A 22,687-nucleotide genomic window follows, 5' to 3' on the forward strand; every position below is an offset into this window, starting at 1 on the left:
GACGAGTCCTGAACTGCGCCACAATTCCACGAGAAGATTGGCGCGGTTCGATAAACAGCGCCATAATCGCGCCACTTCTTTGTCAACTGCGCCAAACCCGCAATGAAACCGACGATCGATGTGATGAGCAGTATCCGGGAGTCTGCCGACGGACTGACCCTTGCCGAACTCCTGTCCAGGCATCCCGGCCTGGCGCGACGCACGGCGCAACGCACGATTGCGAAGCTGGTCGAAGACGGCAAAGTCGTTGCGGCGGGTGCAGGCCGGACGCGCCGTTATTTGCAGACTGGGCCACGCCTCGATGCCGCAGCACGTGTCGGGGTACAGGAGGGTTTTCCCAGCTTTATTCCTTTGTCGGCAGACAGCCTGGATATCGTTGCCTATATCGACCAGCCTTTGGAAGCGCGCAAGCCAGTGGGCTACCAGAGCGATTTTCTGGATGCGTATCGTCCCAACGCGACCTCGTACCTGTCCGGATCGTTGCGTCGCCAGTTGCACGAGATGGGCCGGACAGCCGAAGCGGGTGCGCCTGCCGGCACCTACAGCCGCACGATACTGAACCGTTTATTGATCGACCTCTCATGGGCTTCCAGCCACCTGGAAGGCAATACCTATTCGCGTCTCGACACCCGCGAGCTGATCGAGCATGGAAAGGCAGCGCGCGGCAAGGGCGTCGTTGAAACGCAGATGATCCTGAACCACAAGACGGCGATCGAGCTGCTGGTGGAAAACGTCGAGAATGCCGGGTTCAACCGCTACACACTGATGAATTTGCACGGCGCACTGGCAGAGAACCTGCTTCCCAACCCGGCCGCCGAAGGGCGGATCCGGCAACATGCCGTCGATATCGGAAAAAGCGTCTATCGCCCCTTGAGCACGCCGCAACAGATCGACGAAGTTTTGGACATGTTGCTCGACAAGGCCAACCGGATCGACGATCCGTTCGAACAGTCGTTCTTCATGATGGTGCATCTGCCTTACCTGCAGCCCTTCGCCGACATCAACAAAAGGACGTCCCGGCTGGCCGCCAACCTGCCGCTGTTTCGGGCCAACCTTTGTCCGCTGACCTTCCTGGACGTGCCCGAGCCGGCCTACAGCCGCGCCACGCTTGGCGTGTACGAGATGACACGGGTCGAACTGCTGCGCGACCTGTATGTGTGGGCTTACGAACGCTCGACCCAGGAATACCTCGCCATCAGGCAGAATCTCGTGGAGCCGGATCCACTACGGCTGGCCTGGCGCGACCTGATCAAGCAGACCGTTCGCGACATCGTCCTTCACCCGGAGCGTGAGCCGCTTGCCTGTATCGTGCGCGCCGTCGGCGAGCAAGTGCCCGTGGACGAACGACCCGCCGTGCAGGCGCTGGTGGTCGAGGAATTGCGGCGGCTTCACGATGGCGTACTGGCCCGTTATGGCTTGCGACCGCCGTACTACACCGCCTGGAAGGCGGTGCACGGACGTTGACGCCGTGTCCATCGGTGCCCGGATGTGAAAACGGGGCCTCCGCCGATGGCGGATGCCCCGCTTCGCAAGACGATAAAACCGGCGCCTACTGCTTCAAGCCGCGCCAGCCGATGTCGCGGCGGTATTGCGCGCCGTTGAAGTGGATCTTCTCGACCGTGTCGTAGGCCTGCTTCTGCGCCATCTTGACGCTGTCGCCCAGGCCGACCACGCACAGCACCCGGCCGCCGGCCGTCTGCAGGGCGCCGTTCGCCAGGACGGTGCCGGCGTGGAAGGTGACGCATTCCGGCGTTTCCGGCGGAATGCCGTCGATGAGGTCGCCTTTCTGCGGGCTGTCCGGGTAGCCGCCGGCCGCCATCACCACGCCCACCGCGGTGCGCCGGTCCCATTCCAGGCTGACGGCGTCCAGCGTGCCGTTGCAGGCGTGCTCGAGCACCGACACGAAATCGCTCTTCAGGCGCGCCATGATCGGCTGGGTTTCCGGGTCGCCCATGCGGCAGTTGAATTCCAGCGTCCTGGGGTTGCCGGCGGCGTCGATCATCAGGCCGGCGTACAGGAAGCCGGTGTAGGGGATGCCGTCCCTGGCCATGCCCTGGATGGTCGGGGTGATGATCTCGCGCATCACGCGAGCGTGCATCGACGGCGTGACGATCGGCGCCGGCGAATAGGCGCCCATGCCGCCGGTGTTCGGGCCCTGGTCGTGGTCCTTCAGGCGCTTGTGGTCTTGCGAGGTGGCCAGCGCCAGCACGTTCCTGCCGTCGCACATGACGATGAAGCTGGCTTCCTCGCCGGCCAGGAATTCCTCGATCACGATGCGCGCGCCGGCGTCGCCGAAGCGGTTGTCGGACAGCATGTCGTCGACCGCCCGGTGCGCCTCTTCCAGCGACATCGCCACCACCACGCCCTTGCCGGCCGCCAGGCCGTCGGCCTTGATCACGATCGGCGCACCATTGGCATCGATATAGGCATGCGCCTGGGCGGCGTCGGAAAAGGTCTGGTACTTCGCGGTCGGGATGCCGTGGCGCTGCATGAACGCCTTGGCATAATCCTTCGAGCTTTCCAGCTGGGCCGCTTCCCTGGTCGGCCCGAAGACCTTGAGGCCGCGTGCGCGGAACAGGTTGACGATGCCGGCCGCCAGCGGCGCTTCAGGTCCCACCAGGGTCAGGGCGATGTGCTCGGCCACCACGAAGTCGGCCAGCGCGGCCGGATCGGTGATGTCGACGTTGACCAGGCGAGCATCGCGCGCGGTGCCGCCATTGCCCGGCGCCACATAGACCAGCTGGACGCGATCGGATTGGGCCAGTTTCCAGGCCAGGGCGTGTTCACGGCCGCCAGAGCCGACTACCAGGATTTTCATGGGTGCTTATCGTGCGCTCGCTACGGTTGTTCGAGGTGCCCTCGCGGGCTGCTGCTTGTGTGCCGCTCGTATGCCGCTCATCCGCTCATTGTTCGTCGATGACGGCGTTGGTATAGACTTCCTGCACGTCGTCCAGGTTTTCCAGCACGTCGAGCAGCTTCTGCATCTTTTGCGCGTCCTCGCCGGTGAACGGCGTCTCGGTGTCCGGCTTCATGATGACTTCCGCCGAATCGGCCTTGAAGCCGGCCGCTTCCAGCGCTTCCTTGACGCCGGCAAAGGCGTTCGGGTCGCACAGCACCTCGAAACCGCCTTCGTCGTCGGCGATCACGTCGTCGGCGCCGGCTTCCAGCGCGGCTTCCATCAACTTGTCCTCTTCCACGCCGGGCGCGAACAGGAACTGGCCGACGTGCTTGAACATGAACGACACCGAGCCTTCGGTGCCCATGTTGCCGCCGTATTTGCTGAACGCATGGCGCACTTCGGCCACGGTGCGCACGCGGTTGTCGGTCATGCAGTCGACGATGATCGCGGCGCCGCCGATGCCGTAGCCTTCGTAGCGGACTTCTTCGTAGTTCACGCCTTCCAGGCCGCCGGCGCCGCGCTGCACCGCGCGGTTGACGTTATCCTTCGGCATGTTGGCATCGGCCGCCTTTTCCACCGCCAGGCGCAGGCGCGGGTTGGTGGCGATCTCGCCGCCGCCCATGCGCGCGGCGACCGTGATTTCCTTGATCAGGCGCGTCCAGATCTTGCCGCGCTTGGCGTCAGTCGCGGCCTTCTTGTGCTTGATGTTGGCCCATTTGCTGTGTCCAGCCATGTCGAGATTTCCTTACCTAGAACGGTGTACTTAATCCTCGACATTCTAGCATAGGGGCACGCCGCAAAAACTGTCAGGGAAACAACAGTTCCGCCGTACAATCATCGAATGAACAATACTGCAATCGACCCGTCCGTTGCGCCGGTCACACGCCCGGCCCTGGTCGCCGGCCTGGCGATCGCCATCGCCGGCGCCATCTTGTTTTCCACGAAGGCCATCGTCGCCAAACTGCTGTACCGCTACCACATCGATGCGGTGACCTTGATCGCTTTCAGGATGCTGTTTTCGCTGCCGGTGTTCGCCGGCGTCGCCATCTGGAAGATGCGCACCGAGGCGCCGCTGTCGGCGCGCGACCGCCGGCATTTGCTGGGGCTGGGCCTGGTGGGCTACTACCTGTCGAGCTACCTGGATTTCCTCGGATTGCAATACATCTCGGTCGGCCTGGAGCGCCTGATCCTGTTCCTGACGCCGACCTTCGTGCTCCTGATCACCGCGCTGTTCCTGAAGCAGCGCATCCGCCGCATCCAGTGGATCGCGCTGGCGCTGTCCTACTGCGGCATCGTGCTGGTGCTGGCGCACGACTTGCAAGGCGGCGCCGGCGACACCGCCACCGGCGCGCTGTTCGTGCTCGGCTCGGCCATCGCCTACGCCGTCTACCTGCTCGGCTCGGGCGAAATGGTCCGGCGCATCGGTTCGCTGCGCCTGGTCGCGTATGCGATGTGCGTCTCGAGCGCGGCCTGCATCGGCCAGTTCTTCATCCTGCGCCCGGCCGGCCTGCTGCTGCAGCCGCTGCCGGTGTACGGGCTCTCGCTCGTGAACGGGATATTCTGTACCATCCTCCCTGTCTTCATGACCATGGTGGCGGTCCAGCGCATCGGCGCGCCGAGCGCGTCCCAGGCCGGCATGATCGGCCCGGTGTCGACGCTGTTCCTGGGCTGGGCGCTGCTGGGCGAGCCGATCACGGCGGTGCAACTGGCCGGCACCGGCCTGGTGCTGGCGGGGATCTACACGCTGTCCCTCAAAAAATAGAACCATCGAAGGAAACAGACGAACATGATGAAAGCACGCATCGCCCTGATCGCCCACGACCGCAAGAAGGACGACATGGTCGCCCTGGCCACCGAGTACCGCGCCTTCCTCGGCACCTGCTCGCTGCTGGCCACCGGCACCACCGGCGGACGCCTGATCGACGAAGTCGGCCTGCAAGTCACGCGCATGCATTCCGGCCCGGTGGGCGGCGACCTGCAGATCGGCGCGCGCCTGGTCGACGGCGAGATCGATTGCGTGGTCTTCCTGCGCGATCCGATGACGCCGCAGCCGCACGAGCCGGACATCAACGCCCTGGTGCGCGCCTGCGACGTCCACAACATCCCGTGCGCCACCAACCTGGCCAGCGCGCACCTGGTGCTGTCGCAGCTGATGCTGCAGCGGCGTTGATCTTCGAGCGAATTCGATCCACCAACGGGAGAACGAGATGGCGAACGAATCGGACAGCGGCGCGGCAAGCGGCGCCGCAGGCACGGCGCAGGCGATCCGCCTGCGCCGCAACGGCGGTCCCGAGGTGCTGGAGCTGGCGCAGGTCGAGGTCGGCGAACCCGGCCCCGGCGAAGCGCGCGTGCGCAACCACGCGATCGGCGTGAACTTCATCGACGTGTACTTCCGCACCGGCCTGTATCCGCAGCCGCTGCCCGGCGGACTCGGGCAGGAAGGGGCGGGCGTGGTGGAGGCGGTCGGCCCCGGCGTGGAACACGTCAAGCCGGGCGACCGGGTCGCCTACGCGGCGCGCCCGAACGGTGCCTACAGCACGCTGCGCGTCATGCCGGCCGAGGTGCTGGTGCGCCTGCCGGACGACATCGGCTTCGAGGAAGGCGCCGCCATGCTGCTGCAGGGCCTGACCGTGCAATACCTGTTCAGGCAGACCTACGAACTCAAGGCAGGCGACACCGTCCTGTTCCACGCGGCCGCCGGCGGCGTCGGCCTGATCGCCTGCCAGTGGGCGCGCGCGCTCGGCGTGAACCTGATCGGTACCGTGGGGTCAAACGACAAGGCGGCGCTGGCGCGGCAGCATGGCGCCGCCCATGTCATCAACTACAACACCGAGGACGTGGTGCAGCGCGTACTGGAGATCACCGACGGCGCCCGGGTGCCGGTCGTCTACGATTCGGTCGGCAAGGACACGTTTGCGCGCTCGCTCGATTGCCTGCGTCCGCGCGGCCTGATGGTCAGCTTCGGCAATTCGTCCGGGGCGGTGCCGCCGTTTTCGCTTTCCGAACTGACCGGGCGCGGCTCGCTGTACATCACGCGTCCGACGCTGGACAGCTATGCGTTCGACCGCGCCAGCCTGGAAGCGATGGCGGCCGACCTGTTCGGCATGGTGAGCAGCGGCCGCATCGACATCGAGATCAACCAGCGTTTCGCGCTGGCCGACGCCGCCGAAGCGCACCGCGCACTGGAAGCGCGCCGCACCACCGGCAAGACGATCCTGCTGCCTTGAAGGAGCCACCGCCATGAGGGAGTTCAGCGACGACAAGGACCCGATGGAACCGGAACCGGTGGCCGAACCGCGCTTCGGCCGGCTGCTGGCGGTGCTGGCGCTGGCCATCCTGCTGATCATCGCGATCACGTTTGCGTCGGAGGCGTATTTTTCCTGACAGAGCACGCCTCCACGCATCGTCGTCCCCGCGCAGGCGGGGACCCATGCCGAGCATCCGAAGTTGACCTATTTGAAGGTTCCGGAAGTTTCTGAAATATCGAATTTTGTTGCTCTGTATGGATCCCCGCCAAGGGGGCCGCCGAGGCCGGGGACGACGCGGGTTTGTTCCATCGCGCCAAAAAAAACGCCGCCCGAAGGCGACGCTCTTGTCACGGCAAGCGGCCGGGTCACTCGGCCACCCCGCCGGCCGCCCCGCCGTCAACCACGCTGGTTGTTCGGCTGCTGCTTCAACTCGATCAGGCGCGAACCGCCGTTCGGCCCGGGAAAACCCTCGAACGCGCTCTGCACCAGCGCCGGCATCACCGCCGGGGTCGACATCTGCTTGCTGACGTTGCGCACGGTGACATCGAACAGGTGCTTGCCGTCGCCGGCGTTGCGGATCGCGATCTGCAACTGGCGGTGGTAGCGGTGCTCTTCCTGCACGTCGTAGGCCGGCACCGGACCCCAGAACGGATCGTAGAACGGGTTGTACCAGCCGCCGCCCCAGTAACGGCGACGGAAACCCCCGTAGCCGAAGCGCGGCGAATACGGGTAGAACGGCGCGTAGCTCGGGTACACCACCTGGGTCGGCACGTCCACCGTGACGAAGCGCAGCGCCACCTTCAGCGCGGGCGACTGCGGCGCCTCGTGGAAGCCCAGGCGGTTCATCTGGCCGCGCACCAGGTTCTGGTAGCTCTGCAATTCGAGCGTGTTGTCCTGCGGCGGCGGCGCGTCGAAGGCGTAGCTCTTTTCGGCCAGCTGGGCCGGCCATTGGTGGAACGTGGTGACGTCGCTGCGGATCGTGGTCGCGCAGCCGCCCAGCAGCAGGCTGAGCGATGCAGCTGCCGCGATCATTGTGCGTTTCATAACGAACTCCTCTCTATGGTCTTCGCGCGCTCGGGCGGACGCGTGGCCGCAGGGCGCAAAGCTTGCTTTATTCAAATCGGTGTTATGCAGGAAACCATCATAGTCCTGTTGCTGACGATTCGTCGAACCATTTACGAGCGGTTACGGGCTGTACAGTGCGATACATCCGCGCCGGCGGGCGAATTCAGCGAAATGCCTGGCCGCGAGGTTGGTAGAATAGACGCTTCACCAACGTCACGCGGACTCCACCATGCGCACCGACACGCCCCAGACCATCTACCGCAAGGACTACACGGCGCCCAGCTACCTGGTCGATGCCGTGGAACTCGGCTTCGACCTCGATCCGGCCCGCACCGTCGTCGCCAACCGCCTGACGCTGCGCCGCAATGACGCCGCCGGCACCGGCGGCGCCCGGCGCGAGATCGAACTGTATGGCGAGGAACTGCAGTTGGTGGCGATCAGGCTGAACGGCAAGGCCCTGGGCGCGCGCGACTACGCTATCGACGGCGCGCTGCTGCGCATTCCCTGCGACGCGCAGGACGTGGTGCTGGAAATCGAAACCATCTGCGTGCCGGAGACGAATACCACGCTCAGCGGCTTGTACGTTTCCAACGGCAATTTTTATACGCAATGCGAAGCCGAGGGCTTCCGCCGCATCACCTATTTTCCCGACCGTCCGGACGTGATGGCGACCTACACCGTGATGCTGCGCGCCGACAAGCGCCAATTCCCGGTGCTGCTGTCGAACGGCAACCTGATCGAGGAAGGCGACTTGCCCGACGGCCGCCATTACGCGCTGTGGGAAGACCCATTCAAGAAGCCGTCGTACCTGTTCGCGCTGGTGGCCGCCAGCCTGGTGTGCCAGGAAGAGACCTTCCCGCTCCAGGATGGCCGCCGGGCGCTGCTGCAGGTGTGGGTGGAAGAGGGCAACCTCGACAAGACCGATTACGCCATGCAGTCGCTCAAGCGCAGCATCCGCTGGGATGAGGAGCGCTGGAACCTGGAGCTCGACCTGGACCGCTTCATGATCGTCGCCGTGGGCGACTTCAACATGGGCGCGATGGAAAACAAGGGCTTGAACATCTTCAACACCAAGTACGTGCTGGCCAATCCGCGCGTCGCCACCGACGTCGACTTCCAGGGCATCGAAGCGGTGGTCGGCCACGAATACTTCCACAACTGGACCGGCAACCGCGTCACCTGCCGCGACTGGTTCCAGCTGTCGCTGAAGGAAGGCTTGACCGTGTTCCGCGACCAGGAATTCTCGGCCGACATGATCGGCACCGCCAGCGGGCGCGCCGTCACCCGCATCGACCAGGTGCGCACGCTGCGCCAGGCCCAGTTCCCGGAAGACGCCGGTCCGATGGCGCACCCGGTGCGGCCCGACTCCTTTGTCGAGATCAACAATTTTTATACGGTCACCGTGTACGAGAAGGGTGCCGAAGTCGTGCGCATGTACCAGACTCTGCTCGGCCGCGACGGCTTCCGCAAGGGCATGGACCTGTATTTCGCCCGCCACGACGAGCAGGCCGTCACTTGCGACGATTTTCGCGCGGCGATGGCCGATGCCGGCGGGCGCGATTTGTCGCAGTTCGAGCGCTGGTACAGCCAGGCCGGCACGCCGGTGGTGCAGGCCGAGACCCATTACGATGCCGAACGACAGACCTACACGCTGCGCCTGGTCCAGTCCTGCCCGGCCACGCCCGGCCAGGCCGGCAAGCTGCCGTTCCACATCCCGGTGGCGGTCGGCCTGCTCGGTGCGGACGGACGCGACCTGCCCTTGACCCTCGACGGTGTCGACCTCGGCACGACGGCGGTGCTGGAACTGGTCGAGGCGGATCAAAGTTTCGTCTTCGGCGGCGTCCGCGAACAGCCGACGCCGTCGATCCTGCGCGACTTCTCGGCGCCGGTGATCCTGAAATACGGCTACAGCGACGCCGAACTGGTGCTCCTGTTCAGCCACGACAGCGACCCCGTCAACCGCTGGGAAGCCGGCCAGCGCCTGGCCATGGGCCGCCTGCTCAAGCTGGCGGAAGATGCCGCTGCCGGCCGCAGCCTCGACCTGGACGACGTGTTCGTCGACGCCATGCGCAAGATGCTGGTCGACGCGTCGCTCGATCCGGCCTTCCGCGAGCAGGCGCTGCTGCTGCCTTCGGAAACCATGATCGCCGACCAGATGGACGTGGTCGACCCGATGGCGATCCACATGGCGCGCCAGTTCGTGCGCGCCGATATCGGCGCGCGCCTGCGCAGCGAGCTGCGGGCGCAATACGACGCCAGCCAGACGCCCGGCGAATACAGCCCGGACGCCGAATCGATCGGCCGCCGCGCCCTGAAGAACCTGTGCCTGGCCTACCTGTGCGCTGCACCGGACGAGGCAGCCATCGCCCTGGCGCGGCGCCAGTTCGACGAGGCCGGCAACATGACCGACCGCGTGGCGGCATTGGGCGCGCTGGTGCATGCGCGCGCCAGCAGCGCGGTGGCGGACGCCGCCGCCCATGCCGACGACGCCCTGCGGCGCTTCTACGACGAATTCCAGGGCGAAGCGCTGGTGGTCGACAAGTGGTTCGCCATGCAGGCGTCGGCGCCGACCACCGACGTGGCTGCCGTGCGCGCATTGATGACGCATCCGGCCTTCACGCTGCGCAACCCGAACCGCGCGCGCAGCCTGGTGTCTACCTTTTGCGGCGCCAACCCGGTCGGCTTCCACGCGCCGGACGGCAGCGGCTACGCGTTCTGGGCGGAATCGGTGATCGCGCTCGACGCATTGAATCCGCAAGTCGCCAGCCGCCTGGCGCGCGCCATGGACCGCTGGCGCCGTTACGCCCCGGCCCTGCAGAAGCACATGAAAAAGGCGCTGCAGCAGGTGGCGGGCCGGGCCACGCTGTCGAACGACGTGCGCGAAGTCGTCGGCAAGGCGCTGGCCTGACATTCGTCTTATGCCCGCCGCAACAATTTAAACAAACCCGAAAGCAACCATGAAACGCATCAGCCTCACGCAATACCTGGTCGAAGAGCAGCGCCTCCACGACAACATCCCGGCCTCGCTGCGCCTCCTGATCGAGGTCGTGGCGCGCGCCTGCAAGACCATCAGCCATTCGGTAGGCAAGGGCGCCCTCGGCGACATCCTGGGCAGCGCGGATACCGAGAACATCCAGGGCGAAGTGCAGAAGAAGCTCGACGTGATCTCCAACGAGATCCTGCTGGAAGCCAACGAATGGGGCGGCCACCTGGCGGCCATGGCGTCGGAAGAGATGGAATCGATCCACCCGATCCCGAACCGTTATCCGATGGGCGAATACATGCTGCTGTTCGATCCGCTGGACGGCTCGTCGAACATCGACGTCAACGTCTCGATCGGCACCATCTTCTCGGTGCTGAAGGCGCCGGAAGGCATGAGCCAGCCGACCGAGCAGGACTTCATGCAGCCTGGCAGCCAGCAGGTGGCCGCCGGCTACGCCGTGTACGGCCCGCAGACCATGCTGGTGCTGACGACCGGCAACGGCGTGAATTGCTTCACGCTGGACCGCGAGATGGGTTCCTGGGTGCTGACCCAGAAGGGCATGCGCATTCCGGAAGAGACCAAGGAATTCTCGATCAACATGTCGAACCAGCGCCATTGGTACCCGCCGGTGCAGCGCTATATCGCGGAAATGTTGGAGGGCAAGACCGGTCCGCGTGCAAAAGATTTCAACATGCGCTGGATCGCCTCGATGGTGGCCGACGTGCACCGCATCCTGAACCGCGGCGGCATCTTCATGTACCCGGCCGACGCGCGCGACCCCAGCCAGCCGGGCAAGCTGCGCCTGATGTACGAAGCGAATCCGATGGCGATGATCGTCGAGCAGGCCGGCGGCGCCGCCACCGACGGCAAGGGCCGCATCCTCGACATCCCGCCCGCCAAGCTGCATCAGCGCGTACCGGTATTCCTGGGTTCGAAGAGCGAGGTGGAGCGCGTGACGGGCTATCACGCAGAGTGAACGAGCGCAGAACGGCTGCCGGACGAACTTCGACGGCAGAAACGCGTCTTCCCCGCGCAGGCGGGGACCCAAGCTGACGTGGCATACAACGGCGTAGGCGCACGATTCTCCTGCCTGTCATGCCATCGATGTACAAAAATGCCGAGCCACACTAGCAAGTTCGCAAGGTTGTTTGCTAGAATACGCCACCTTGCCAAGCTAACCTGTTTGGCAAGCCAGGTTTCGCCGCTGTAGCTCAGTCGGTAGAGCAGCGCATTCGTAATGCGAAGGTCACCAGTTCGATTCCGGTCAGCGGCACCAGTACAAGTGAAAAGGGTCATCCGTCAGGATGGCCCTTTTTGCATTCCGTCTCCTCGTCGACTTCCGGTGCCGGTGGCTGTGCCGATCCTCCATTCTCCCCGCTCCATCGCCAGAACCCATGGCTCTGTTATGCACCGCACAGTAGCCCTCGGCAAAAAGTTATATTTTTCTTATCGTGACGTCGCAAAATGAAAAGCGCCTCAAAACGGGCGCTGCGGCACAACAGCGAAATGCCAGGGGAACCACTACCCAAGGAACTTTTGAACGAGTTCATGGTCAATGATCGAATGTCTTGACTCGAGAGTCTGTTCATTTGGTTCCGTTGATGTAGCGCAGTTCACTCTTGTGCCTTCGTTTTGTTTCGAGGGAAATGCAGGAAGAATGTGGTGACGGTCGAGTTTCGGTCTACTACGCGTTGATCTTATTTTTACGAGGAATTCATCATGGATAATCAAAAGTCGAACGAAGCAAAAGGCAGCAACATCGGTAACCAGGGTTCGAACATCGGCAACCAGGGCTCGAACATCGGCGCCGCAGGCAGCCTGAACAAGAGCAACCAGCCGAACCAGGGCAAGGACCAGTCGACCGGTTCGATCAGCTCGATCGGTTCCAGCACCGGCGGCGCCACCACCTCGGGCACCGGCGCGCTGGGCACCAGCAGCGTCGGCAACGCCGGCGCCTCGGCCTCGGGCAACAGCCAGAGCGCCGCAGCCACCGGCTCGGGCACCGGCGGTGACCTGAAGGACATCGGCAACCAGGCCAAGGATGCCGCCAAGGACATCGGTGGCCAGGCCAAGGACGCTGCCAAGGATGCCGGCGCACAAGCCAAGGACATCGGCAACCAGGCCAAGGATGCGGCCAAGGACATCGGCGGCCAGGTGAAGGATGCCGCTAAGGATGCCGGCGACCAGGCCAAGGACATCGCCGGCCAGGCCAAGGATGCTGCCAAGGACATCGGCGCACAAGCCAAGGATGCCGCCAAGGATATCGGCGACCAGGCCAAGGATGCCGCACAAAACCTCGGCAAGAACATCGACGCCAAGGTGTCGGACAAGGCCGATGACCTGCACCAGTCGATCGACAAGGCAGCCGACGCCGCCAAGCCGGCCGTCGAGCGCGTGCTGAACAGCGTGCAGCCGGCCGTCGAGCGCCTGGCCGACCGCGCCCACGCCGGCGTGGATAAGATCCAGGGCCTGCTGAGCGGTGCCGGCACCGGCCTGGGCGAGCGCCAGCAGCAACTGACCGACGCTGCCGGCCAGTGGGCCGAAGCAACGCGCGAATACGTGCGCCAGAAACCGGCTACCGCCGTGGCGATCGCAGCCGCAGCAGGCTACATCCTGGCCAAGCTGACGGGTGGCCGCAGCCGCGACTATTAATTCGCGCAAATATCGTCCGCGCCGGGTCGCACCGCGCGTGGATCGATGTGGATAGGGATCGATCCTGACGATGCAAAGCGTCGTACGAATCGATCCGCATCTCTCGACGCCGGCTCCATGCCGGCTTTTTTATTGCGCCTCCGAAGCGATCGCGCAAATTTCCCAGGTAGATGATGCGATTTGCGAGGAAGGTTATCGTTTGTCGTGTTTTGCTCAGAATCTTCAAATATTTTCATTTTCCAATCGTGCGCACGCTTGGCTATTGGATAATTTTGTTACCGAACTTGGTAACCATAATATCAATGAAAAGGAGAGGGAAAATGGTTCGTAGTAAACTCAAGCTCACCCCAGTGGCAGCACTGCTCGCCGGTGCCGCGATGATGTCGGCCATGGCGCCGGCCAGCGCCTCCAGCCACCGCGAGGCGCCGTTCCTCACCAATGCGCCGAAGGTGGACGGCACCGACTTCTACATGTTCCGCAGCTACGCGTCCGGCCGCCAGGACTACGTGACGCTGATCGCCGACTTCATCCCGTTCCAGGATCCGCAGGGTGGCCCGAACTTCTACCAGTTCGACCCGAACGCGCTGTACGAGATCCACATCGACAACAACGGCGACGCCAAGGAAGACATCACTTTCCAGCTGCGCTTCAAGAGCACCTCCAAGCGCACCGCGCTGAACATCGGCGGCAAGCAGGTCCTGATCCCGCTGATGTACTCGTCGACCATCAGCGGCGTGAATCCGGCTTCGCTGAACGTGCGCGAAACCTATACCGTGGACATGGTCAAGGGCGACCGCCGCACCGGCACCCGCACCCGCCTGGCCGCCACCAGCGGCGCCACCGAATTCGACAAGCCGATCGACAACGTCGGCGACAAGACCTTCGGCAGCGCCACCGGCTACGAAACCTACGCCAACCAGCACATCTACGACATCAATATCCCCGGCTGCGGCACCGGTCGCGTGTTCGTCGGCCAGCGCAAGGAACCGTTCTACATCGCCGTCGGCAAGATTTTCGACCTGTTCAACCTGAACCCGCTGGGCGCCGAATCGGCCGGCAACAAGAACGACCTGGAAGGCAAGAACATCAGCTCGATCGCCATGGAAGTGCCGATCGCCTGCCTGACCGCCAACGGCGAGCCGGTCATCGGCGGCTACGCCACCGCCAGCATGCGCCAGGGCCGCGTGATCAACCCGGCGCCGGCCTCCGGCATCAACAACGCCGTCAAGGAAGGCGGCGCCTGGAGCCAGGTGTCGCGCCTGGGCATGCCGCTGGTGAACGAGGTCATCATCGGCGTGGACGACAAGGACCGCTTCAACGCCTCCAAGCCGAAGGATGACGCCCAGTTCCTGGACTACGTCACCAACCCGGTGCTGCCGGCCGTGGTCGAGACCCTGTTCCCGTCCGCCAAGGCGCCGACCAACTTCCCGCGTACCGACCTGGTGACCGCCTTCCTGAAGGGCATCCCCGGCGTCAACCAGCCGAAGAACGTGGTCGCTTCCGAAATGCTGCGCCTGAACACCAGCATCGCGCCGACCGCGCAGGCATCGCAGAATCCGCTGGGCGTGGCGGGCGGTGACAATGCCGGCTTCCCGAACGGCCGCCGTCCGGGCGACGACGTGGTCGACGTCTCGCTGCGCGTGGCGATGGGCGCATTGTGCGTGCTGACCGGCACCAGCGATGCACTGGGCGTGGGCTGCAAGCCGGCCGATGCGCCGGCCGGCGGACTCAAGCTGACGGACGGCGTGCGCAAGAGCGCGACCGACTTCAAGGCGGCGTTCCCGTACCTGAACACGCCGCTTCCGGGTAACCAGTAAGAAGCGAGGAGACGATCATGACCAAGCTTCAAGCGCTGCGCGGCCGCTCGCTGGCGGCCGCGGCCCTGGTGGCGGCGGCCGCGCTGATGGCGGGCTGCGGCGGCCACCATCATCACGATAACCCGACCACGCCGACCCCGACCACGCCGACGCCGCCGGTGTCGACGGTCGACGCCTTCATCGCCTACGTGACGCAGCTGATCTCGACCAGCAGCGACACCGCCGAGCCGGCATCGACCGATGGCGTGACCGCCACCACGCCGGAAAACACCGAGCCGCAGGCGGTGTCCGGCAGCTGACCTCCGGTCGGCAGCGATGCGCCGCGGCGCATTCCGGTGGCCTCCACGGCACCGGGATGCGCTGCGGCGCATTTGCCTTTTAGAATAAAATTCCGCGTAACAACACCACGATTTCCGGAGACGGCATGCCACGTGCCTCCATCCTGGCCTTGCTGCTGGGGCTTATCCCGGGGAGCGTCTTCGCCGCCCCCCACATTCCCGTCGACGGCAACCAGGTCGTCGAACGCCTGCCCAGCCGCGCCGACCCGGTCCAGCGCGAACTGCGCCGCCTGCGCACCGAGCTGGCCGCCAGTCCGAACGACCTGCGCCTGGCCGGCGCGCTGGCGCAGCGCTACATCGAGCAGGCGCGCATCGAGGGCGACCCGCGCTATCTCGGCTATGCCCAGGCGGCGCTGGCGCCCTGGTGGACCCAGCCGGCGCCGCCCGACCCGGTGCTGGTGCTGCGCGCCACCCTGCGCCAGAGCACCCATCAATTTCCGGCCGCGCTCACCGACCTCGACCTGGCCGTCAAGCGCGACAGCAACAACGTGCAGGCCTGGATCACGCGCGCCACCGTGCAACTGGTGACCGGCAACCTGGCCGCGGCGCGCGCCAGCTGCATGCGCCTGTATTCGCGCGCGCCGGCGCTGGTAGTGCAGACCTGCCTGTCCGGCGTGGGCAGCGTCGGCGGCCAGGCTGCCGCCAGCTACCGCCAGCTGGTCGAGGCGCGCGCCAGCCATCCGCCGGCGACGGCCGACGTCGCGGTCTGGGTCGATACCCAGCTGGCCGAGATGGCGGCGCGCAGCGGTGACGATGCCCGGGCCGAGGCCCACTTCCGCCAGGCCATGAAGGCGGACGAGCCGGACAGCTACCTGCTGGGCGCCTACGCCGATTTCCTGCTCGACCACGATCGCGCGCCCGAGGTGGTGCGCCTGTTGAAGGACAAGACCCGCGTCGACGCGCTGCTGCTGCGCTATGCGCTGGCGCTGCAGGCCACCGGCGCGCCCGAAGCGAAGGAAGCCACGGATGCCTTGCGCGCGCGCTTCGACGCCGCCATGCTGCGCCGCGATACCGTGCACCAGCGCGAGCAGGCGCGCTTCGAGCTGGCGCTGCGGCGCGACCCGGCCGCCGCCGTGCGCCTGGCCAAGGCCAACTGGCAGGTGCAGAAGGAGCCGGCCGACCTGCGCATCCTGGCCGATTGCGCGCTCGCCAGCGGCGATGCGGAAGCGGCGCGCCTGGTGCGCGACTGGCTGCGCAGCTCGCGCATCGAAGACCGCCGCGTGGCCGCCACCGCGGCGCGCCTGAAGGCCGCCTGATCCGTCCGAGCGGCGCGCCGCCCACATTAAAAAAATGAACCAACATACGGAAGACAAGATGAGGGGATGGATGAAGCGGATGGGGTCGATGCGCAGCAGGGCGCAACGCAGCGTGCACACCTGCCTGCAGGGCCTGTGCCTGCTGGCCGCGGCACTGTTGCTGGCGGCGCCGGCCCAGGCCCATAAATCGAGCGACAGCTACCTGACCCTGGACGTGCGCCAGGGCCAGGCGCAGCAGGGCCGCATCGACGGCCAGTGGGACATCGCCTTGCGCGACCTCGACATGGCCATCGGCCTGGACCAGGACGGCAACGGCGAGCTGACCTGGAACGAGGTGAAGGCGCGCCACGAGGCCATCGCCGCGTATGCGCTGGCGCGCCTGAAACTGGCCAACGGCGGCGCCGCCTGTCCGCTGCGCGTCACCGAACAGCTGCTCGACGACCACAGCGACGGCGCCTATGCGGTGCTGCGCCTGCGCGCCGACTGCGGCGCCCCCGTGACCACGCTGGACGTCGATTACCGCCTGCTGTTCGACATCGATCCCCAGCACAAGGGGCTGCTGCAGCTGCGCCACGGCGCGCAGGCCTCGACCGCGATCTTCGCGCCCGACAGCGCGCACCAGTCGCTGCGCGTGGCCGACGCTTCCGCCTGGCGCCAGTTCGGCGACTACGTGCGCCATGGCGTCTGGCACATCTGGATCGGCTTCGACCACATCCTGTTCCTGCTGTCGCTGCTGTTGCCGGCGGTGCTGGTGTACCGCGACCGCCGCTGGGAAGGGCGCAGCACCTTCCGCGCCGCCGCGCTCGACGTACTGAAGATCGTGACCGCCTTCACGCTGGCGCATTCGATCACGCTGACGCTGGCCGCGCTGGGCGTGGTGGCGCTGCCGTCGCGCGTGGTGGAATCGGCCATCGCCGCCTCGGTGGCGCTGGCCGCGCTCAACAACGTGTGGCCGCTGTTCCACGGCCGGCGCGCGCTGGTCGCCTTTGCCTTCGGCCTGATCCACGGCTTCGGCTTCGCCAGCGTGCTGCTCGACCTCGGCCTGCCGCGCTCGGCGCTGCTGCTGTCGCTGGTCGGCTTCAACGTCGGCGTCGAACTCGGCCAGCTGGCGATCGTGCTGCTGTTCCTGCCGCTGGCCTTTTTGGCGCGCAACACGGTGCTGTACCGGCGCGGCGTGCTGGGCGCGGGCTCGTGCCTGATCGTACTGCTGGCGCTGGCCTGGCTGGTCGAGCGCAGCCTGGACGTCAAGTTGCTGGCGTGAGCGCGGCTGGCCTGGTGGATTTGCCAAGTTGCGGCATATACACGTTCGATCGTCGAAAAATTGCCTTGCATAAATTAGTCGGCTAGTCTGTGGGCGGACGGGCTTTGCAGCCTCGACCACGCCGCCCCGGACCCCTTCGCGCATTTCCGGCAATTTTTGCGCATGCCGACTGCCTTGCGCCGCAAGGTGAGTGGGCATGCGCATGTCCCTTTTCCCGCATCGATATGAATCTCCTGAATCTGAACATCGCCAACCGGCTGCGCCTCGGCTTTGGCTTGCTGGTCGTCCTGATCGCGGCGCTGGCCGGCGTCGCGCTGAATTCGCTGGGTCGTCTGCACGACGGCACCACCGACCTGGCCAAGGGCGTGTGGCCGCGCGTGCGCCTGGCCAACCTGGCGCTGGACAATATCCGTGGCAGCATGGGCCGGGTGGGCCAGCTGGTCGCGGCCAACGATGCGGCGGCGCGCGCAGAAGCCAACGAGCGCCTGGCGATCAACGTCGATGGCATCAACAAGGCATTGATCAGCCTGGAGCCCTTGTTGGTGACGCCGGCCGGCAAGGCGTTGATGGTGGAATCCAAGCAGCAGCGCGACATCTACCTGGACGAGATGACCCGGGTGCGCGCCCTGGTTGCGGAAGGCAAGGTCGAAGAAGCCAACGCGCTCGCGTTCGGCAAGATGTATGCGTCGCTGCAGACCTTTGCGCAGAGCATGCGCAAGCAAGTCGACTTCCAGCAGGACCGCTTCGACAAGCTGGCCGGGGAAGCGGACGCCGTGCACGCCACCGCCGTGCGCGTGATCGGCGGCGCCGCCACGCTGGCGGTGCTGCTGGCGGCCGCCGCGGCGCTGGTGATCACGCGTTCGGTGGTGCGCCCGCTCGGACGCGCGGTCGAGGTGGCGCGCACCGTCGCCGGCGGCGACCTGACCAGCCGCATCGAGGTGGCGGGCAGCGACGAGGCGGCCCAGATGATGCGCGCGCTGCACGAGATGAACGCCTCGCTGTGCAAGGTGGTGGCCGAGGTGCGCACCGGCAGCGGCGAGATCGCGACCGCGGCGCGCGAGATCGCCACCGGCAACCTGGAACTGTCGGCGCGTACCGAGCAGCAGGCCGGCGCGCTCGAGGAGACCGCGTCGTCGATGGAACAGATGACCGCCACCGTGCGCCAGAATGCCGAGAACGCGCGCCAGGCCAACCAGCTGGCCGCCAGCGCCACCGCCGTGGCGCGCCAGGGCGGCGACGTGGTGGCGCAGGTGGTGCGCACCATGGGCGACATCGACGCCGCCTCGCGCAAGATCGTCGAGATCATCGCCGTCATCGACGGCATCGCCTTCCAGACCAATATCCTGGCGCTGAACGCCGCGGTCGAGGCGGCGCGCGCCGGCGAGCAGGGCCGCGGCTTCGCCGTGGTGGCGACCGAGGTGCGCGCCCTGGCGCAGCGCTCGGCCTCTGCCGCCAAGGAAGTCAAGGCGCTGATCGATGACTCGGTCGGCAAGGTGGGACTGGGCTCGCAACTGGTCGGCCAGGCCGGCGGCACCATGGCGCAGGTGGTGGACAGCGTGCAGCGGGTGAGCGACATCATGGCCGAGATCAGCAGCGCCAGCCATGAGCAGGAAGCCGGCATCACCCAGATCAACGGGGCCGTCACCGACATGGATGCGGTGACGCAGCAGAACGCCGCGCTGGTGGAGGAAGCCGCCGGCGCGGCGGGCAGCCTGCAGGAGCAGGCCGACCGGCTGGCGCGCATGGTGGCGGTGTTCAAGGTGGAAGGTGCGCAGGCGGGTGCCGAAACGGTGACGCGGACCTTGCCTGCACAGCAGCCGCCAAAGCCGCGGATGCAACTGGCCTGATATCCAAGGCGTCGTCCCCGCGCAGGCGGGGACCCATACTGACTACCAGAATTCGCTAGGTCGAACGAGCGGTAGCGTTTTCAGGAATACGACTTTGGAAGCCGCGTATGGGTCCCCGCCTGCGCGGGGACGACGTTTACGGGCTGTCTGCCTGGCGATACTGCAACGTCGGCGCCCACCTTCGGCACCGGCGCGTCACTGCCTCACTTCACCGCGCTTTCCTCCGGCACGGCCTGCCTGCGCGGCTGCCTGCGCATCTTCCCGCCCATCCGGCCGAGCCAATGCTCGACGTCGTCGACATAGGTGAACACTGCCGGCACCACCAACAGGCTCAACAGAGTCGACGTGATCAGGCCGCCGATCACCGCGATCGCCATCGGCGCGCGGAAACTCGGGTCGCCGGACAGGCCCAGCGCCAGCGGCAGCATGCCGGCGCCCATGGCGATGGTGGTCATCACGATCGGGCGCGAGCGCTTGTGGCAGGCGTCGACCAGCGCGTCGAAGCGGTTCATGCCGGCCTTTCTCGCCAGGATCGCGTAGTCGACCAGCAGGATCGAGTTCTTGGTCACGATCCCCATCAGCATGATCAGGCCGATCATGGTCGGCATCGACAGTGCGCTGTGCGTCACCAGGAGCGCCACGAAGGCGCCGCCGATCGACAGCGGCAGCGCCGCCAAGATCGTCACCGGCTGCAGGAAGTCGGTGAACAGCAGCACCAGCACGCCGTAGATGCACAGCACGCCGATCAGCATGGCCAGGCCGAAGCTGGCGAATAGCGCCTGCATTTCCTGGGCGTCGCCCAGTTCCGCGATCTGCACGGAAGCAGGCAGGTTCTTGAAGGCGGGCAGGGCGCGCGCCTCGGCGTTCACTTCGCCCAGCGAGCGGCCGTTGAGTTCCACATCCATGGTCACGTTGCGGCTGCGGTTCAGGCGGTCGATCTGGGCCGGGCCGCTTTCCATCGTGATGTCGGCGACGTTGGCGAGCAGCACCGGACCGTTCTTGCCCGGCACCGTCAGGCGGCCGATGGCGTCCAGGTCGGCGCGCACCGCGTCCGGCAACTTGACCCGGATCGGCACCTGGCGCTCGGACACGTTCATCTTGGCCAGCACCTGGTCGTAGTCGCCGGCGGTGGCCACGCGCACCGTTTCGCCGATGCTGGCCGCGGTCACGCCCAGGTCGGCCGCGCGTGCGAAATCCGGGCGCACGATGATTTCCGGACGCACCAGCGAGGCGCTGGAACTGACGTTGCCGACGCCGTGCAGCGTGCGCAGTTCGCGCTCGGCCTGGCGCGCGGCGGCGTTCAAGGCCAGCGCATCCTCGCTGCGCAGCACCAGTTGCATCTTGACGCCGGAATCGGGCGGGCCGACCGCGAAACGGGCGCCGGGGATGTCCGCCAGCTTCGCGCGCAGCGCCGATTCGATCGCCGGCAGCGATTCCTTGCGCTCGCCGCGCCGGGTGGTGGTCAAGGTCAGCACCGCGCGCCGCGCCTCGGCCGCAGCGCCCGGCGCGAACAGGTCGCCGCTGGAGCCGCCGCCGATCGAGCTGAACACGCTTTTCACGTTGGGCACGCTCATCGCCGCCAGGCGCACCCGCTCGGCGGTGGCGCGCGTTTGTGCCAGCGTCGAGCCTGGCGGCAGCTCGACGTTGATCTGGGTCTGCGAGCGGTCCGAGGCCGGCACGAAGCCGGTCGGCAGTAGCGGCACCAGCGAGATCGAGCCGACGAAGAAGACGGCGGCGGCCAGCATCGTCAGGCCGCGATGGCGCAGGCACCAGCGCATGGTGCGCATGTAGCGCCGCATCACGGCGCCGTCCGGCTGCTCGCGGTGCGTGGCCGGTTTTAAAAAGTAGGCCGCCATCATCGGCGTCAACAGGCGCGCCACCAGCAGCGAAGCCAGGATCGCCAGCACCGCGGTCCAGCCGAACTGCTTGAAGAATTTACCCGGGATGCCGCTCATGAAGGCGGTCGGCAGGAACACCGCCACCAGCGAAAAGGTGGTGGCGATCACCGCCATGCCGATCTCGTCGGCCGCTTCCAGCGCCGCCTGCATCGGCGATTTGCCCATTTGGAGGTGACGCGAGATGTTCTCGATTTCGACGATGGCGTCGTCCACCAGCACGCCCACCACCAGCGCCAGCGACAATAACGTCACCATGTTGAGCGTGTAGCCGAACAGGTACTGGCCGAGGAAGGCCGGGATCACCGACAAGGGCAGGGCGGCGGCGGCCACCAGCGTGGCGCGCCAGTCGCGCAGGAACCACCACACCACCAGCACGGCCAGCACCGCGCCTTCGTACAGCATTTCCATCGAGGCGTCGAAGTTGTCGGCCACCGGTTCGGCATTGTCGATCACCTCGCGCAGCGCCACGTTGGCGTGCTTTTGCTGCAGCTCGGCGACCGCGGCGCGCACGCCCCTGGCCACGTCCATCTCGCCGGCGCCGCGGGTGCGGAAGATCTCGAAGCCGACCACCGGCTTGCCGTCCTGCTCGGCCACCGAGCGCGGTTCGGCCACGGTGTCGGACACGCTGGCGATCTCATACAGTTTCACATGGCGGCCGTCGCCCAGCGGGATGTCCATGTCGGCCAGCGCGGCGGCCGTCTGCACGGTCGCCAGCGTGCGCACCGACTGCTCGGCGCCGCTGACGTCGCCGCGTCCGCCCGGTTCTTCGCGCTGCACGTTGCGCAGCTGGCGCGACACGTCCAGCGCGGATACGCGCAGCGCCGCCATGCGTTCGTCGTTCAGCTCCACGCGCACCTCGCGGTAGACGCCGCCCACGCGCTTGACCGCGCCCACGCCCGGCACGCTGAGCAGGCGCTTGGCGACGGCATTGTCGACGTACCAGCTCAGGTCGGGCGCATCCAGCGCCGGCTTGCCGCCGATGTCCTTGGCCTGCGCGCTGTAGGTGAGCACCACGCGCCCGGCGGTGATGGTCTTGGTCACGGCCGGGTCGCGCATCTCGGCGGGCAAATCGGCGCGCACGCGCGAGACGGCGTCGCGCACGTCGTTGACGGCGTCGGACAAATCGCGCTCCAGCACGAATTCGACGGTGACGTTGGCCACGCCGTCCAGCACCTTGGTATAGATGTTCTTGACGCCCTGCAGCGTGGCGACCGAGTCCTCGATCTTGCGCGCCACCTCGGTTTCCAGCTGGGCCGGGGCGGCGCCGTCGAGGGTGGCGGTGACGGTGACGATCGGCAGTTCGATGTCCGGGAAATCCTGCACCTTGTTGCCCTTGAAGGCCAGTAGGCCGGCCAGGGTCAGCAGGGCGAACAGCATGATCGCGGGAATCGGGTTGCGGATCGAGAGCGCGGAAAAATTCATC

The 22,687-nt window shown here is 66.3% G+C and carries 17 protein-coding genes and 1 tRNA gene; 14 read left to right on the forward strand and 4 right to left on the reverse strand.

Features of this window, described 5'->3' with window-relative positions; all coding sequences use genetic code 11:
- Nucleotides 1-102 precede the first annotated feature (102 nt).
- On the forward strand, nt 103-1,464 hold the full coding sequence (locus HH212_RS12435) for a Fic family protein (RefSeq protein WP_170202761.1): 1,362 nt from the start codon (nt 103-105) through the stop codon (nt 1,462-1,464).
- An 85-nt stretch (nt 1,465-1,549) separates the two neighbouring features.
- Here the strand turns inward: HH212_RS12435 and purD are convergent, their stop codons facing one another.
- The gene (gene purD, locus HH212_RS12440; protein ID WP_170202762.1) at nt 1,550-2,818 is read right to left on the reverse strand and encodes a phosphoribosylamine--glycine ligase; all 1,269 of its coding nucleotides are present in this window, start codon (nt 2,816-2,818) and stop codon (nt 1,550-1,552) included.
- A gap of 85 nt (nt 2,819-2,903) precedes the next feature.
- Nucleotides 2,904-3,632 carry a YebC/PmpR family DNA-binding transcriptional regulator gene (locus HH212_RS12445; RefSeq protein ID WP_170202763.1) on the reverse strand — a complete coding sequence of 243 codons (729 nt, stop codon included), beginning with the start codon at nt 3,630-3,632 and terminating at the stop codon, nt 2,904-2,906.
- A 108-nt stretch (nt 3,633-3,740) separates the two neighbouring features.
- Here HH212_RS12445 and HH212_RS12450 point away from each other — a divergent pair, with 108 nt between their 5' ends.
- Genes HH212_RS12450 through HH212_RS12465 form a run of 4 tightly spaced genes read left to right on the forward strand, consistent with a single transcriptional unit; the run spans nt 3,741 to nt 6,283 of the window.
- Nucleotides 3,741-4,661, forward strand: a complete 921-nt coding sequence (locus tag HH212_RS12450; RefSeq protein WP_170202764.1) for a DMT family transporter — start codon at nt 3,741-3,743, stop codon at nt 4,659-4,661.
- 27 nt (nt 4,662-4,688) lie between these two features.
- Complete coding sequence (locus HH212_RS12455; protein ID WP_170205412.1) at nt 4,689-5,069, forward strand: methylglyoxal synthase; 381 nt, start codon at nt 4,689-4,691, stop codon at nt 5,067-5,069.
- Between the two features lie 37 nt (nt 5,070-5,106).
- Nucleotides 5,107-6,126 carry a quinone oxidoreductase family protein gene (locus HH212_RS12460; protein ID WP_170202765.1) on the forward strand — a complete coding sequence of 340 codons (1,020 nt, stop codon included), beginning with the start codon at nt 5,107-5,109 and terminating at the stop codon, nt 6,124-6,126.
- Between the two features lie 13 nt (nt 6,127-6,139).
- A complete protein-coding gene (locus HH212_RS12465; protein WP_170202766.1) occupies nt 6,140-6,283 on the forward strand; it encodes a hypothetical protein in 144 nt (47 codons plus the stop codon).
- Nucleotides 6,284-6,543: 260 nt separating this feature from the next.
- On the opposite strand, the gene HH212_RS12470 is transcribed toward HH212_RS12465, so the two are convergent.
- Nucleotides 6,544-7,191 carry a DUF4136 domain-containing protein gene (locus tag HH212_RS12470; RefSeq protein WP_170202767.1) on the reverse strand — a complete coding sequence of 216 codons (648 nt, stop codon included), beginning with the start codon at nt 7,189-7,191 and terminating at the stop codon, nt 6,544-6,546.
- Nucleotides 7,192-7,441: 250 nt separating this feature from the next.
- On the opposite strand from HH212_RS12470, the gene pepN reads away from it, so the two are divergent.
- The 9 genes from pepN (at nt 7,442) to HH212_RS12515 (ending at nt 19,366) form a co-directional block, all read left to right on the forward strand.
- Nucleotides 7,442-10,120, forward strand: coding sequence for an aminopeptidase N (gene pepN, locus HH212_RS12475; RefSeq protein ID WP_170202768.1), 2,679 nt, complete (start codon nt 7,442-7,444; stop codon nt 10,118-10,120).
- Between the two features lie 49 nt (nt 10,121-10,169).
- Nucleotides 10,170-11,171, forward strand: coding sequence for a class 1 fructose-bisphosphatase (locus HH212_RS12480; protein WP_170202769.1), 1,002 nt, complete (start codon nt 10,170-10,172; stop codon nt 11,169-11,171).
- A 224-nt stretch (nt 11,172-11,395) separates the two neighbouring features.
- Nucleotides 11,396-11,471, forward strand: a tRNA-Thr gene (locus HH212_RS12485).
- 443 nt (nt 11,472-11,914) lie between these two features.
- Nucleotides 11,915-12,847, forward strand: a complete 933-nt coding sequence (locus tag HH212_RS12490) for a YtxH domain-containing protein (RefSeq protein WP_170202770.1) — start codon at nt 11,915-11,917, stop codon at nt 12,845-12,847.
- 320 nt (nt 12,848-13,167) lie between these two features.
- Nucleotides 13,168-14,664 (forward strand): DUF4331 domain-containing protein, encoded by a 1,497-nt coding sequence (locus HH212_RS12495; protein WP_170202771.1) that lies wholly within the window; start codon nt 13,168-13,170, stop codon nt 14,662-14,664.
- A gap of 17 nt (nt 14,665-14,681) precedes the next feature.
- Nucleotides 14,682-14,963, forward strand: coding sequence for a hypothetical protein (locus HH212_RS12500; protein ID WP_170202772.1), 282 nt, complete (start codon nt 14,682-14,684; stop codon nt 14,961-14,963).
- Between the two features lie 125 nt (nt 14,964-15,088).
- Nucleotides 15,089-16,258: a hypothetical protein gene (locus HH212_RS12505; protein ID WP_170202773.1), complete on the forward strand. Its 1,170-nt coding sequence runs from the start codon at nt 15,089-15,091 to the stop codon at nt 16,256-16,258.
- An 88-nt stretch (nt 16,259-16,346) separates the two neighbouring features.
- A complete protein-coding gene (locus tag HH212_RS12510) occupies nt 16,347-17,519 on the forward strand; it encodes a HupE/UreJ family protein (protein WP_170205413.1) in 1,173 nt (390 codons plus the stop codon).
- Nucleotides 17,520-17,743: 224 nt separating this feature from the next.
- The gene (locus HH212_RS12515) at nt 17,744-19,366 is read left to right on the forward strand and encodes a methyl-accepting chemotaxis protein (protein ID WP_170202774.1); all 1,623 of its coding nucleotides are present in this window, start codon (nt 17,744-17,746) and stop codon (nt 19,364-19,366) included.
- A gap of 203 nt (nt 19,367-19,569) precedes the next feature.
- On the opposite strand, the gene HH212_RS12520 is transcribed toward HH212_RS12515, so the two are convergent.
- The gene (locus HH212_RS12520) at nt 19,570-22,686 is read right to left on the reverse strand and encodes an efflux RND transporter permease subunit (protein ID WP_170202775.1); all 3,117 of its coding nucleotides are present in this window, start codon (nt 22,684-22,686) and stop codon (nt 19,570-19,572) included.
- Nucleotide 22,687 lies beyond the last annotated feature (1 nt).

It is taken from the genome of Massilia forsythiae, from assembly GCF_012849555.1.
In the GTDB taxonomy this organism is placed as follows: domain Bacteria; phylum Pseudomonadota; class Gammaproteobacteria; order Burkholderiales; family Burkholderiaceae_D; genus Telluria; species Telluria forsythiae.

What these genes read in the sequence shown, in the direction of transcription:
- HH212_RS12435 (WP_170202761.1), top strand. Translation starts at nt 103, where the DNA reads ATGAAACCGACGATCGATGTGATGAGCAGTATCCGGGAGTCTGCCGAC.
- purD (WP_170202762.1), bottom strand. Translation starts at nt 2,818, where the DNA reads ATGAAAATCCTGGTAGTCGGCTCTGGCGGCCGTGAACACGCCCTGGCC.
- HH212_RS12445 (WP_170202763.1), bottom strand. Translation starts at nt 3,632, where the DNA reads ATGGCTGGACACAGCAAATGGGCCAACATCAAGCACAAGAAGGCCGCG.
- HH212_RS12450 (WP_170202764.1), top strand. Translation starts at nt 3,741, where the DNA reads ATGAACAATACTGCAATCGACCCGTCCGTTGCGCCGGTCACACGCCCG.
- HH212_RS12455 (WP_170205412.1), top strand. Translation starts at nt 4,689, where the DNA reads ATGAAAGCACGCATCGCCCTGATCGCCCACGACCGCAAGAAGGACGAC.
- HH212_RS12460 (WP_170202765.1), top strand. Translation starts at nt 5,107, where the DNA reads ATGGCGAACGAATCGGACAGCGGCGCGGCAAGCGGCGCCGCAGGCACG.
- HH212_RS12465 (WP_170202766.1), top strand. Translation starts at nt 6,140, where the DNA reads ATGAGGGAGTTCAGCGACGACAAGGACCCGATGGAACCGGAACCGGTG.
- HH212_RS12470 (WP_170202767.1), bottom strand. Translation starts at nt 7,191, where the DNA reads ATGAAACGCACAATGATCGCGGCAGCTGCATCGCTCAGCCTGCTGCTG.
- pepN (WP_170202768.1), top strand. Translation starts at nt 7,442, where the DNA reads ATGCGCACCGACACGCCCCAGACCATCTACCGCAAGGACTACACGGCG.
- HH212_RS12480 (WP_170202769.1), top strand. Translation starts at nt 10,170, where the DNA reads ATGAAACGCATCAGCCTCACGCAATACCTGGTCGAAGAGCAGCGCCTC.
- HH212_RS12490 (WP_170202770.1), top strand. Translation starts at nt 11,915, where the DNA reads ATGGATAATCAAAAGTCGAACGAAGCAAAAGGCAGCAACATCGGTAAC.
- HH212_RS12495 (WP_170202771.1), top strand. Translation starts at nt 13,168, where the DNA reads ATGGTTCGTAGTAAACTCAAGCTCACCCCAGTGGCAGCACTGCTCGCC.
- HH212_RS12500 (WP_170202772.1), top strand. Translation starts at nt 14,682, where the DNA reads ATGACCAAGCTTCAAGCGCTGCGCGGCCGCTCGCTGGCGGCCGCGGCC.
- HH212_RS12505 (WP_170202773.1), top strand. Translation starts at nt 15,089, where the DNA reads ATGCCACGTGCCTCCATCCTGGCCTTGCTGCTGGGGCTTATCCCGGGG.
- HH212_RS12510 (WP_170205413.1), top strand. Translation starts at nt 16,347, where the DNA reads ATGCGCAGCAGGGCGCAACGCAGCGTGCACACCTGCCTGCAGGGCCTG.
- HH212_RS12515 (WP_170202774.1), top strand. Translation starts at nt 17,744, where the DNA reads ATGAATCTCCTGAATCTGAACATCGCCAACCGGCTGCGCCTCGGCTTT.
- HH212_RS12520 (WP_170202775.1), bottom strand. Translation starts at nt 22,686, where the DNA reads ATGAATTTTTCCGCGCTCTCGATCCGCAACCCGATTCCCGCGATCATG.